The 12,512-nt window shown below is 40.9% G+C and carries 12 protein-coding genes; 3 read left to right on the top strand and 9 right to left on the bottom strand.

Annotation, left to right across the window (positions count from 1 at the left end; translation table 11 throughout):
- Positions 1–69: 69 nt before the first annotated feature.
- The 5 genes from Q0058_RS09265 to Q0058_RS09245 all read right to left on the bottom strand — a co-directional run bounded on the left by Q0058_RS09265 (position 70) and on the right by Q0058_RS09245 (position 4,993).
- Entirely contained in the window at positions 70–858 is a 789-nt protein-coding gene (locus Q0058_RS09265; protein ID WP_298223171.1) for a (Fe-S)-binding protein, read from the bottom strand.
- 87 nt (positions 859–945) lie between these two features.
- On the bottom strand, positions 946–1,392 hold the full coding sequence (locus Q0058_RS09260) for a phosphoheptose isomerase (RefSeq protein ID WP_298223169.1): 447 nt from the start codon (positions 1,390–1,392) through the stop codon (positions 946–948).
- Positions 1,393–1,482: 90 nt separating this feature from the next.
- Positions 1,483–2,817 (bottom strand): (Fe-S)-binding protein, encoded by a 1,335-nt coding sequence (locus Q0058_RS09255; protein WP_298223601.1) that lies wholly within the window; start codon positions 2,815–2,817, stop codon positions 1,483–1,485.
- 12 nt (positions 2,818–2,829) lie between these two features.
- On the bottom strand, positions 2,830–3,786 hold the full coding sequence (locus tag Q0058_RS09250) for an MlaD family protein (RefSeq protein ID WP_298223167.1): 957 nt from the start codon (positions 3,784–3,786) through the stop codon (positions 2,830–2,832).
- 49 nt (positions 3,787–3,835) lie between these two features.
- Positions 3,836–4,993: an N-acetylmuramoyl-L-alanine amidase gene (locus Q0058_RS09245; protein ID WP_298223145.1), complete on the bottom strand. Its 1,158-nt coding sequence runs from the start codon at positions 4,991–4,993 to the stop codon at positions 3,836–3,838.
- A gap of 86 nt (positions 4,994–5,079) precedes the next feature.
- Between Q0058_RS09245 and Q0058_RS09240 the strand changes: the two genes are divergently transcribed.
- From Q0058_RS09240 to Q0058_RS09230, 3 genes are read left to right on the top strand one after another with little or no spacing between them, the layout of a single operon-like run.
- Positions 5,080–7,806 carry a putative LPS assembly protein LptD gene (locus tag Q0058_RS09240; RefSeq protein ID WP_298223143.1) on the top strand — a complete coding sequence of 909 codons (2,727 nt, stop codon included), beginning with the start codon at positions 5,080–5,082 and terminating at the stop codon, positions 7,804–7,806.
- Between the two features lie 49 nt (positions 7,807–7,855).
- Positions 7,856–8,539: a T9SS type A sorting domain-containing protein gene (locus Q0058_RS09235; protein WP_298223141.1), complete on the top strand. Its 684-nt coding sequence runs from the start codon at positions 7,856–7,858 to the stop codon at positions 8,537–8,539.
- Between the two features lie 8 nt (positions 8,540–8,547).
- The gene (locus tag Q0058_RS09230; RefSeq protein WP_298223140.1) at positions 8,548–8,928 is read left to right on the top strand and encodes a RidA family protein; all 381 of its coding nucleotides are present in this window, start codon (positions 8,548–8,550) and stop codon (positions 8,926–8,928) included.
- Here Q0058_RS09230 and Q0058_RS09225 read toward each other — a convergent pair.
- The 4 genes from Q0058_RS09225 to pfkA form a co-directional block, all read right to left on the bottom strand.
- The gene (locus Q0058_RS09225; protein ID WP_298223138.1) at positions 8,909–9,283 is read right to left on the bottom strand and encodes a methylglyoxal synthase; all 375 of its coding nucleotides are present in this window, start codon (positions 9,281–9,283) and stop codon (positions 8,909–8,911) included. The two genes, Q0058_RS09230 and Q0058_RS09225, sit on opposite strands and share 20 nt — an antisense overlap.
- A 2-nt stretch (positions 9,284–9,285) precedes the next feature.
- On the bottom strand, positions 9,286–10,137 hold the full coding sequence (locus tag Q0058_RS09220; RefSeq protein WP_298223136.1) for a BadF/BadG/BcrA/BcrD ATPase family protein: 852 nt from the start codon (positions 10,135–10,137) through the stop codon (positions 9,286–9,288).
- Between the two features lie 223 nt (positions 10,138–10,360).
- Positions 10,361–11,371, bottom strand: a complete 1,011-nt coding sequence (gene gap, locus Q0058_RS09215) for a type I glyceraldehyde-3-phosphate dehydrogenase (RefSeq protein WP_298223134.1) — start codon at positions 11,369–11,371, stop codon at positions 10,361–10,363.
- A 120-nt stretch (positions 11,372–11,491) separates the two neighbouring features.
- Positions 11,492–12,478 carry a 6-phosphofructokinase gene (gene pfkA, locus Q0058_RS09210; protein WP_298223132.1) on the bottom strand — a complete coding sequence of 329 codons (987 nt, stop codon included), beginning with the start codon at positions 12,476–12,478 and terminating at the stop codon, positions 11,492–11,494.
- Positions 12,479–12,512: the final 34 nt, after the last annotated feature.

Raw genomic sequence — 12,512 nt, 5'->3', positions numbered from 1 at the left:
ATTTGGGATTATGAATTTAAAATTTGAATGTCAATCAATAATTATCAATTGTTAATTATCAATTATCAATTAAAGATCATGGGCATTGGCAATCAATTCGGCGATGTCTAATACCTTAACGTCAGCTTCGCGTTCTTTATTTTTGACACCGTCCGTTAACATCGTATTGCAAAACGGACAACCTGCGGCAATAATCTGTGGTTGTGTCTCTAAGGCGTCTTCTGTGCGTTCGATATTGACTTCTTTATTTCCGGGTTCGGCATCTTTAAACATTTGCGCTCCGCCGGCACCACAGCACAAACCGTTGGCTTTGGACCGTTTCATTTCTACGAGTTCGGCATCGAGTTTTTGTATCAGATCTCGTGGCGCTTCATAGATGTTGTTCGCACGACCCAAATAACACGGATCGTGGAATGTTATTTTTTTTCCTTTGAATTGTCCGCCTTCAATAGTCAAACGACCAGAATCCAATAATGATTTCAAGAATTCGGTGTGATGAATCACTTCATATTTCCCACCCAATTCCGGATATTCATTTTTCAAAGTATTGAAGCAATGCGGGCAAGCCGTCACAATTTTTTTAGCTTCATAAGCATTGAGCACTTCAATATTCATCATGGCCTGCATCTGAAACAGGAACTCATTCCCTGCCCTTTTTGCGGGATCGCCGGTACAACTTTCTTCGGTTCCCAATACCGCAAATTCGACGTTAGCGCGATTTAGGATGCGAACAAACGCTTTGGTGATTTTTTTAGCCCTGTCGTCAAAACTTCCGGCACAACCGACCCAAAATAAAACTTCAGGTTGCTTGCCTTGGGCTAACATTTCGGCCATGGTTGGTACGATTAATTGCTCCATAAATTGTTGTTTATGCGGTTATTTGGTTATTCGGTTATTCGAAGAGTCGGTTTACATATAACCAAATCAACAAATAACCAAATCCACCTACTCATGTTTTCCGTCATCGAATACCTGAATCGTGACTTCTTTTTCGATCAGGTCTGTAAATTTTCCTCTGTATCGTGTAGCTTTCACCAAGTGATTGTCAATCCAGTGGTAGTTTCCGCCTCTTGGTTTTCCGAACAATATTCCGTGGTATTTGAAGCCGTGTTTCTTCAACCAGATTTCAGTATATTCACGGTGCGCTTCGGTTCTTGACGTGAAGAAGAAAATCACATGGCCTTCGTCGTACCATTTGTTCAAGGTGACTAATGCATCAGGATAAACATCCGCAGTCAACATTCTTTCAGGCTCTTCGTTGGGAATGTCATCGCAAATCGTTCCGTCAATGTCAATCAAATAATTCTTAATTCCCTCTGGCAAAATCGGACTGATGTGGTGCCCGTTCTCTGAAGCAGCAATCAACTGCTTGTCAATGTCTTCTTTTTTCATTTTCGTTTTGTTTCTAATTTAATTTTTTCAATTTGATTAAAAACACCCTTAAACTCACCTATAAGAGAATTTTTATTTTAAAGCTAATTATTAATTTTCGTTTTTCCAGTTCAAACGGTCTTGCTGGTTGTATTGCCAAGGCGCTCCGTTGTTTTCGATATTGGTCATCATCGCATTCAACGACATCGGCGCGGCACTTTGTTCCATCACTAAATAACGGCGCATGTCCATGATGATTGACAGCGGGCTGATATTGACCGGACATTCTTCGACACAGGCATTACACGAAGTACAGGCCCACAACTCTTCAGGCGTAATGTAATCGTTAAGCAATGCTTTGTTGTCAGGTATAAAAACGCCTTTGTTGGCGTCGATATTTTTTCCTACTTCCTGCAAACGGTCGCGTGTATCCATCATGATTTTACGAGGCGACAGTTTCTTTCCGGTTTGGTTCGCCGGACATGATGAAGTACAACGTCCGCATTCGGTGCAGGTATAAGCGTTGAGCAATTGCACCCAATTCAAATCCTGAACATCGCTCGCTCCGAATTTGCTTGGAACTGCATTTTCATCTACAGCTGGCACAGCGTAAGGATCGGCGTTCGGATCCATCATCAGTTTTACTTCGGCGGTTACCGAGGCAAGATTATCAAATTGGCCTTTTGGGTTCAAATCCGCGTAATAAGTATTCGGGAAAGCCAATAAAATGTGTAAGTGTTTCGAGAAATACAAATAATTCAGGAATACCAAAATTCCGGTGACGTGAATCCACCAGAAAGCGCGTTCCAATAAAGCTACGAGAGCATTGTTCATGCCATCAAATAATGGCGCAAGATATTGCGAAACGGGAAACGATCCGGCTTGAATGTAATGCCCAAAACCACCCGAAACATTCTGTAAGTGATAATCGGCCGCATTCATCAAAAGAAATAAAGACATCAATACGACTTCAAAATATAGGATGTAATTCGCATCGCTTTTCGGCCAGCCTTTAAGATCGGAACTTACGAAACGTTTGAGCTTGATGACGTTTCTTCTCGCAAGAAAAATAATAACTGCGATCAAAACCAACAAAGCCAGGATTTCAAACGAACCAATCAATGCATCGTAGAACATTCCCAGAAATGAAAATACGCGGTGCGTTCCAATCAATCCGTCAATAATGATTTCAAGCACTTCAAGATTGATGATGATAAAACCAGCATAAACAATGATATGTAATACTCCGGCAATCGGGCGCTTCACCATTTTAGATTGCCCTAACGCGATTAAAGCCATATTCGCCCAACGTTCTGAAGAGCGATCTGAACGATTGATGTCTCGGCCTAAATTGATGTTGCGAATGATTTTTTTGACATTCGTTACAAAATATCCGACACCTGCAGCCAGAAGAATCGCGAAGAGTATATTGTCTAAATAGTTCATCATCGAAGAAATTTATTTTTTATCAGCCGTTTCCGCGGGCGCCACGTACGGTTTGTTTTTCTTTCCAAACAGCGAAACATTGACATATCGCGTCGGATTGAGTCGTAAATCTTGAAGCAACAATTCCAATTCTTTTGAAGTTTGAGTAAGGTTGCTGTATAACGCATCATCTTTAAGCAGTTTTCCGGCGGTGCCTTTTCCTGAATTCAGACCAGCCATAATTTCATCGACTCTTTTCAATGTTACTTGTAAATCTTTAGCAGTTTTGCCCAGATTGGCTTGTTTTAACGAATCTGAAACCGAAGCAAAATTCGACGAAACTTTATGAAAATCAGTAACGATGCCCTTGATGTTCGTTTTGTTATCTGCGAGCATTCCGTTGACGCTTTCCGAAGCTTTGTGAAATTGTGCGATGGTTTGCGTGAGTTCCGACAAAGCATCTTTTAAATCCTGTTGCCCTTTTTTATCGAGCACATTGTTGATTCCAGTGATCATTTGGTCAGCACCAATTAAAATCTTATCAAGTTTTACCTGCAAAGGTGCGAGTTTTTCAGCGGCTAAATCGGTAAGCCCTAATTTGATACTGCTTTGCAAATGATCACCAGTGACGGTCATTTCCTGATCTTTAAGATTGGGAATGATCATGATTTGTTTTCCTCCGATAAGTCCGGATTCGTAGATGGTTGCGACACTTGATTTTGAAATCGGGAAATCGGATTTGATTTGCATCTCGACGATTAGTTTTCCAGAACGATCCGAAAATTTGATTTCAGTGACTTTACCGATGACGAGCCCGTTTAGGGTAATCGGAGCCGAAGCACCAAGGCCTTCCACGTTATCGTATTCAGCATAAAGGATTTTATAAGAAGTCAGCAAATCGCGTCCTTTTAAAAAGCTATAGCCCCAAATGAATAACAGAATGGACGCAATAACCAATATGGCAGTTTTAATTTCTCTGGTAATTTTCAAAATCTTGATATTTAGGCAAATTTAAAATAAAATATTTACTTCTTCAGCTTTATTTGAGGGCTTCCTGCACGCTAATTTTTTTTCCGTCCTTGAATGCTATGAGGTATGCTGAAGTATAGCCTCTGGCTTTGGCCTCTTCCAAATATTTCTTTGCAGCTTGGTAATCAGAAGTTTCTCCATAAGTGTATTTGTATAATTGCCCGTCATCAGTAGTAGATTTTACGTTGCTCAATCCTTTAAAGTTTGACGGAATAAGATCGAGTTTTTTATTGGCGGCAGCAATCTGAACTTTAAAAACGACCATCGGAATTTCCGGGTTTGGATTGGGTTGCTCTTTTTCAACAACGGATTCGTTTTTCACGACAGCTGGTGTTTCTTTGACAACAGGTTCCTGAGCCATTTTTTTGGATGGTTTTTCGATGACATCATTGCCGTTGCTTCCGAAATATTCCTTTTTGTAGCTCACGATCGCATTGGCAATAGCTTGCGCTAATTCCTGTTGGCCTTCCTCGGAATCCAGCATGGCGCCTTCTTCAGGGTTTGAGATAAAACCGGTTTCAATCAGTACTCTTGGCATATAAGCTTTGTGTAAAACCATAAATGGCGCTTGTTTCACACCACGGGTTTTTCTGTTGATGCCGCTAAACTGATCCTGAATTTTACTGGCCAGTGAAATACTGTTCTCAAGATATTCTTCTTGCATCAAAGTCAGACCAATCATGGAACTCGGATTGTTGGGGTCAAAACCTTCATATTTTTGTTTGTAATCTTTCTCCAGCGTGATTACGGCATTCTCACTTTTAGCAACGGCCAGATTCGAAGCGTTTTTATTCAAACCCATTACGTAAGTCTCACTTCCGCAGGCCGAAGTATTTTTATTGGCATTACAATGGATCGAAACAAAAATGTGCGCATCTGCTCGGTTGGCGATGCTAGAACGTTCCACCAATTCGATAAAAGTGTCGTTTTTACGTGTATAATTGACATCGATGTTTGGGTTGGCTTCGAGGATTTTCCCTACTTTTAAAACGATGGCTAATGTGATGTTTTTCTCAATATGACCGTGATAAACGGCACCAAAATCATGAGCGCCATGACCGGCATCGAGGGTAACTTTGAATTTTGAATTGGATTGGCTTAAAGCCGAAAAAGAAGAAATAAACGTCAAAAAAAGTAATAAATGTTTGATTTTATGCAATTTACTCATGGTAAGAAATAAAGTTAATTTTTATGAAAACCCTGAGGGTTTAATTTTGATATTTACCTATTTTTGACGAAAAATAATCATTAAGTTTGGCACGTCAAAAATTAAGCCATATTTTTACAAAAATAGCATTAAAACCTTTGCATACAAACTTATTTCATATCGTTTTTTCAGCATTTTTCCTAACAATGGGAATCTCCAAAAATTATGCACAGGAATTAAATAATAAGTCGATAGCCGTACCTGCAAAAAAGAGCATCGACAGCACCACAATCAACATCAATGACCTCTCGAAAATTGGCGATACCATCAAGAATGACAGCGTCAAACCTAAAAAGCCGATCCTTGAAAGCAAGATAAAGTATAAAGCCGAAAAATACGCGAAGATCGACAACAAGAAAAAGCTGATTACACTTTACGATAAAGCCGAATTGTATTATCAGGATATCGAACTCAAAGCCGGCATCATTGTCTTCAATTACGATAAAAGTGAAGTTTATGCGGGAAGGATCAAAGATTCGACAGGCGCTTACATCCAGTATCCCAATTTCAAGCAAGGTTCGAATGTTGTTGAACCCGATTCGATTCGATTCAATTATAAAACGAAAAAGGCATTAATCTGGAATTCAAGAACTGAGCAAGGAGAATTTAAAGTCAAAGCAGAAGTTTCAAAACGCGTCAACGATTCGGTTTACTTTCTCAAAAACGCGCGTTTCACTACTGCCATAGACATTGAAGATCCCGAATATTATTTCAGAACCAGCAGGTTGAAATTCGTACCAGGCAAAAAAGTCGTGACCGGCCTGACCAATATGGTAATCGCCAATGTTCCGACGCCTCTCGCCTTACCGTTCGCCTTTTTTCCCATGACAGAAACGAGTCAATCCGGGCTGATCATACCTACTTTTAATGACAATAATGAACGTGGTTATTCTTTACAAAATGGCGGTTATTATCTCGCGTTGAGTGATTATTATGACTTGGCCATATTAGGTGATTATTACACCAACGGAAGTTATGCCACCCGTTTCGAATCAAGCTACGCACAGCGTTATAAATTCAAAGGTAATTTTAATGTTCGTTTTGAAAACCTAATCAACAGCGAACGGGGTTTTCCGGATTATTCTAAAACGAATATTTATAACATCCAGTGGTCTCATGGACAAGATGGAAAATCGAATCCAAACTCACGTTTTTCGGCATCCGTCAATTTTGGAAGCAGTAAATATTTCAGACAATCCGCAAGCCAAATCAATGTAGGCTCAAACCTGAACAATACTTTGAGTTCGTCGGTTTCCTATTCCAGAACATTCAATACCGTTCCGCAGGTGAACCTTTCGCTGACGGCAACCCATTCGCAAAATACGAATACCGAACAAATCAATATGACTTTGCCGACGCTACAACTAAGTGTTGACCGCGTTTTTCCTTTCGCTCCTAAAGAAGGAATCAAAAAGGGTTTCTTTAAGAACATCAACCTGCAATATAACCTGAGAGGCGAAAACAGGATAGCTACTACCGATTCTCTGTTTTTTAAATCTGAGATGTTTAAGGATGCCAAAGTAGGTTTCCAGCACAGTATTCCATTAAGCACTAACTTCAAAGTCTTCAAATATTTCAGCGCCACCACTTCGATGAATTATGAAGAAGTCTGGTATCTTAAAACCATTCGTAAAAGCTTTGACGCCTTAACCAATCAGGATGTAGTAACTGAAGTTAACAAATTTGACGCTTTCCGCACCTATTCTTTTTCGTCCAGTTTGGGAACTACAATTTATGGTACGTTCAAATTCGGCGACACCAAAAAAATACAAGCTATCCGACATGTGATGCGTCCGTCGGTCTCTTATAGCTACACGCCCAGCTTCAAACAATATTATGATACTTATGCGGCTGACGGGAGCGGGACGATGGTTAAAGAATATACGCGTTTTGAGCAAGGGATTTTTGGTGCACCGGGAAAACAATTATCGAGCAGTGTCGGTTTTAGCCTAAGCAATACTTTTGAAGCCAAAGTGACTGATAAAGACAGTACAAAAACGGAACCTAAAAAAATCATGTTACTCAATAATTTGAATTTCTCGACCAGTTACGATATCACCGCAGACTCTTTGCGTTGGGCGCCTTTGCGTGTCAGCGGCGGTACCGCCTTATTTAATAATAAGATGAATGTCAATTTTGGAATGACACTGAATCCGTATGCGATTGATAATTCCGGGCGTATGTATGAAAAATACAATATCGATAACGGCGGCAGTTTATTCAGAATGACCAGCGCCAACATGACCTTGAATTATTCTTTGTCAAGCCGTGACGGAGAAGAAAATAAGAACAAAAACAAGAACCAACAAGGACTCCGAAATGGTGGACGTGAAGACGATCTTTTCGGAACCAATACCGATTTCAGCGATCGCCGACAGAGCCAGTTTGGGGATGAGGACGCTGAAGATGATGATGGTTTTAAAGGATTCTTCAAAGCTGACCTGCCTTGGGATGTGAATTTTGCCTACCAGCTTACCTATTCTAACATCAAAAGGGAAAAAGAAATTTCGGGCAACTCGCTGATGATGTCGCTCAACACCGAATTGTCAAAAAACTGGAAAGTCGGCGTTTCGTCAGGATATGATTTTGTTCAGGACGGAGTGACTTTTACACAGTTTCGTTTTGAACGCGACCTGATGAGCTGGCGCATGGATTTCAGCTGGACGCCTTTCGGCACAAATGCGTTTTGGAGTTTCTTTATCGGAATCAAATCAAGTGTACTCAGCGATATCAAATGGGAAAAACGAACAGTACCAGACAGGGTTTTACGATAGCTTTCATGTTAAAATATTGCGTAACTTTAGATTCTTAAAATCCAAAGACATGAAGATCATTACAAAAACAATCATAATCTGTAGCCTCATTTTAGGAATAAAAGCCAACGCACAGATGTCGCTCAACACCGTGCTGAGCTGTAATTTTACCTATCAGCCGGTCAGTTCGAATGAAACCAATTTCCTTTTTCAGACTAATTTTTCGTTTGGTTCAGGTAATTGCGACAATACTTTCACCAGCAGTGAAATCACGATTGATGGCGATACGATGCATGTTAAGGGTTTCTATGATATCACCGGAGTATGGCAGGCTTTTTTTTGTTCGGCTAGTAATACAGTTGTCTATAATGCTCCCATTCCCGAAACCGTACGTTATATAAAAATGTCGACAAATGTCATTACTTATAACGATAATCCACCCTATAATTTAATTACAGTGCCAGACGTGTATTACCGGATTATTGATCTCAATAATTTGTCGACCAATGAAGTACTAACTGATGTTAAGATTTCTTTAGCGCCAAATCCTACTGCGGAAGTTTTCCATATTTCGGGCAGTATCAATTTTGAGAAAGCTTTTATTACCAATACGCTTGGACAAATCGTTGCTGGTTTAAATAAGTCGCCAGACAATAACTATTCGATAGGGCAACTTCAAAATGGTTTGTACTATATTGAATTTTACGACCATAACAATCAAAAAACCGGTAGCTCGAAAATCATCAAAAAATAATTTACAAAATGAAAAAAATAATCTATACCGAAAAAGCACCGGCACCTATCGGACCTTATAGCCAGGCAGTTTTTGCCGGAAATATGTTGTATACTTCAGGGCAAGTCGCTTTGAATCCCGTAACGATGGAACTGGTAATCGATAACATCGAAGTCGAAACCAAGCAAGTCATGGAAAACCTCAAAGCTGTTTTGGAAGCCGCAGGATTGACTTTTGAGAACGTCATCAAAACCACCATTTTCCTAACTGACATGGGCGATTTCGCTGAAGTGAATGCGGTGTACGGAAGTTACTTCAACGAAAAAACCGCTCCTGCTAGAGAAACGGTTGAAGTGGCTGGTTTGCCTAAAAACGTCAATATTGAAATTTCTATGGTTGCAATGCTATAGCATTCAATAACAATTGCGCGGTGGCTTCATTAGTCGCCAAAGGAATGTTGTGTACATCGCAAATCCTGATGAGCATATTGATATCAGGTTCGTGCGGATGGCTCGAATTCGGGTCTTTAAAAAATAAGACCATTTTCGTTTTCCCTTCCGCTACTCTTGCCGCAATCTGCGCATCGCCACCCATCGGGCCCGAAAGCATCTTTTTTACTTTAATGCCCACAGCTTCTACTTTGCTTCCCGTAGTTCCGGTTGCGATGAGTTTGATATTCTCGAGTTCCAGCAAGTGTTTGTTCTTGTTGATGAACTGAACCATATCGGCTTTCTTTCCGTCGTGGGCTATGATGGCAATTTCCATGATTATTTGTTCAAAATATGATAAGCGATCAAACCATCAATCGGACGGCGCAATACGTTTCCGATTTTGATGTGGTGTTTGGTCAGTACTTCCTCGAGTTCCTCTTTGAGATAAAAAGCAATCGAGCCTACAAAATGTACCGGAATTTCAGTGCAATTGTCAAACTGTTTGATGTAGTTCTCTACGAAATCTTCCATTTCTGATAAGATGTATTTTCTGCAGAAAGCGCTGTCTTTATGTTTGATCAGAAACTTCGCGAACGTCGCCAAATAAGCATTCGGGTTCGGTTCTTTATATAAATTATTTTTGACGTAATCGGGTTCGATGTTGTATTCTTCCTCGAATTCCTTCGCCAAATCGGAAGGCATTTTATTGAAATAATAACCTCTCAACAAATGACGACCGAAACGGTTTCCTGAACAATCGTCCATCGCGATGTAGCCTAAGGATTGTACTTTCTGGTGCAACACTTTACCATCGAAATAGCTGCAATTGGAACCGGTTCCGAGGATGCACACTATGGCTTCTTCGTCTTTTGGTGTTGTCGCATAAACCGCGGCATAAGTATCTTCATGTACGGTGACGGCGGCTTTGGTGAAATAGTCCTCGAACACTTTGGTCAGGAAATTTTTCATACGATCCGTACCGCAACCCGCGCCGTAGAAAAACAGATGGCTCGCCTTGTCTTTGTTGTGTGAGATGTCGAATTTGTCATCGAGTCGGCTGATGATTTCTTCTTTGGAAAGGACTTCAGGATTGAGCCCGAGGGTTTGTGTGGTGAACAACACTTTGCCGTTGTCGTCAATGGCAATCCAATCGGCTTTGGTGGAACCGCTGTCTACGAGTAATTTCATTTTTTAGAGTTGCTGAGTGCCTGAGTTGCTGAGTGCCTGAGTGCCTGAGTAACTGAGTAACTTGTTTTTAATCTATTCGTTCTGGTTGGTTTAGTGCCCTAGCCCCGATAGCAGTGGAAATCCTTTTGTGACGGTGTTCGGCACAAAAGATTGAACGGATAGCGGGAAGTAGCTCCTAAAAATAAAAGTCCCGCTACGAATAACGGGACTTAAAGATATCATTTTATTTTAATCCCGCAATATGCACGGACAAATCGATGAGTTTGCTGGAATAACCATATTCGTTATCATACCATGAAACGATTTTGAAGAACGTGGAGTTCAGACCGATTCCGGCTTTAGCATCGATGATGGAGGTTCTTGAATCGGATACGAAATCTTGCGAAACGACGTCGTCTTCGGTGTATCCTAAAATGCCTTTCATGCTGGTTTCTGAAGCGTTTTTCAATACTTTCATGATTTCTTCGTAAGTAGTTTCTTTTGCTACTTTTACGGTCATATCGACTACGGAAACGTCAACGGTTGGCACGCGGAAAGACATTCCTGTTAGTTTTCCGTTCAATGAAGGAATTACTTTTCCTACTGCTTTTGCCGCTCCGGTTGAAGATGGAATAATGTTGACGCTTGCAGCACGTCCGCCACGCCAGTCTTTTTTAGAAGGTCCGTCAGCGGTCATTTGTGTAGATGTTGTAGCGTGAACGGTGGTCATTAAAGCTTCTACAATTCCGAAGTTGTCATTGATTACTTTGGCCAAAGGCGCTAAACAGTTCGTAGTACAAGAAGCGTTTGAAACCACTAAATCAGTAGCTTTGGCTTCAGTATGGTTGACACCCATTACAAACATTGGAGCGTCTGCTGATGGTGCTGAAATAACAACTTTTTTCGCTCCGCCATCGATGTGCGCGTGGGCAGTTTCGATAGTGGTGAAAATTCCGGTACATTCTGCTACGACATCAACATCGACTTCTTTGTCATCCCATTTGATGAGTTTTGGATCTCTTTCCGCAGTAACTCTGATGTATTTATCGTTGACGTATAATTTGCCTTCTTTGACTTCCACTTTTCCGTTGAAACGGCCGTGTACTGAATCGTATTTTAATAAGTAAGCCAGGTGATCTACTTCTAATAAATCGTTGATGGCTACTACTTCTACGTTATCTCTGTTGAATGTTTCCCTGAAAACAATTCTACCTATTCTTCCAAAACCGTTGATTCCTAATTTTACTTTTGACATTTTTTTTTTTGCTTTAGGCAATAAGCAGTAAGCAGTATGCTACGTGCAGTATGCCGATTAAATATTTGTTAATTTCTAGTTCTTTTTTTTGCTTAAAGCTTATAGCCTATTGCCTACAGCTTAAGTAGACATGATATCGGAAACACGCAGCAATTCGCGATCGATTTCCGTGTGACCTTTGATGGCTTGTTCTAAAGGCGTTAATATGACTTTGTCGCTGTTGAGCCCGACCATGTAGTTTGATTTTCCTTCGAGCAACGATTCGACGGCTTTCACACCCAATCGGCTAGCCAAAACCCTGTCGAAACAAGAAGGTGCACCACCGCGTTGCATGTGTCCTAAAACGGAAACACGCACGTCGTATTCTGGTAAATTGGCATCGACGTAGTCTTTGAGTTCGAATACGTTTTTCCCAATTTTATCACCTTCGGCAATGACAACAATACTTGAGGATTTTCCGGATGCCTTACTTTTCTTTAAGGAATCGAGTAATCGATCTAATCCGAGATCTTCTTCTGGAATCAGGATTTCTTCAGCTCCTGCTCCAATTCCGGCATTTAATGCAATATGACCCGCATCACGTCCCATAACCTCTACGAAAAACAAACGGTTGTGCGAACTGGCGGTATCCCTGATTTTATCGATGACTTCCACGACGGTGTTGAGCGCGGTATCGTAACCTAAAGTATGGCTGGTTCCGAAAATGTCGTTGTCAATGGTTCCGGGAATTCCCATCACTGGAAAATTGTATTCATTGTTGAAGATTTCCGCACCGGTGAAACTTCCGTCTCCACCAATGACTACTAGAGCATCAACGCCCGCAGCTACTAAATGATCATAGGCTTTTTTGCGGCCTTCCACGGTCATGAATTCTTTCGAGCGCGCTGATTTTAAAATTGTCCCGCCTTTATTGACGATGTTGTTGACACTACGCGGGCCCATTTCTTTGAAGTCGCCTTCAATCATGCCTTGGTAACCTCTGTAGATTCCGATACATTCCACATTATGGTAAGCGCAGGTTCTGACAACCGAACGAATCGCGGCATTCATTCCCGGAGAATCTCCACCTGAAGTCAGCACGCCAATCTTTTTTATGGTTTTAATCATTTTTTTACATTTAAAATGTAAAATTAGCAAACAT

The organism is Flavobacterium sp. (assembly GCF_027484705.1).
Classification (GTDB): Bacteria; Bacteroidota; Bacteroidia; order Flavobacteriales; family Flavobacteriaceae; genus Flavobacterium.
The sequence above is the reverse complement of the archived record's forward strand: the minus strand, read 5'-3'. Positions and strand labels throughout refer to the sequence as shown.

Bases quoted from the DNA above. Each gene is read 5' to 3' on its own strand.
- pfkA (WP_298223132.1), bottom strand. From the start codon at position 12,478: ATGATTAAAACCATAAAAAAGATTGGCGTGCTGACTTCAGGTGGAGAT.
- Q0058_RS09260 (WP_298223169.1), bottom strand. From the start codon at position 1,392: ATGAAAAAAGAAGACATTGACAAGCAGTTGATTGCTGCTTCAGAGAAC.
- Q0058_RS09265 (WP_298223171.1), bottom strand. From the start codon at position 858: ATGGAGCAATTAATCGTACCAACCATGGCCGAAATGTTAGCCCAAGGC.
- Q0058_RS09245 (WP_298223145.1), bottom strand. From the start codon at position 4,993: ATGAGTAAATTGCATAAAATCAAACATTTATTACTTTTTTTGACGTTT.
- Q0058_RS09235 (WP_298223141.1), top strand. From the start codon at position 7,856: ATGAAGATCATTACAAAAACAATCATAATCTGTAGCCTCATTTTAGGA.
- gap (WP_298223134.1), bottom strand. From the start codon at position 11,371: ATGTCAAAAGTAAAATTAGGAATCAACGGTTTTGGAAGAATAGGTAGA.
- Q0058_RS09225 (WP_298223138.1), bottom strand. From the start codon at position 9,283: ATGGAAATTGCCATCATAGCCCACGACGGAAAGAAAGCCGATATGGTT.
- Q0058_RS09230 (WP_298223140.1), top strand. From the start codon at position 8,548: ATGAAAAAAATAATCTATACCGAAAAAGCACCGGCACCTATCGGACCT.
- Q0058_RS09220 (WP_298223136.1), bottom strand. From the start codon at position 10,137: ATGAAATTACTCGTAGACAGCGGTTCCACCAAAGCCGATTGGATTGCC.
- Q0058_RS09255 (WP_298223601.1), bottom strand. From the start codon at position 2,817: ATGAACTATTTAGACAATATACTCTTCGCGATTCTTCTGGCTGCAGGT.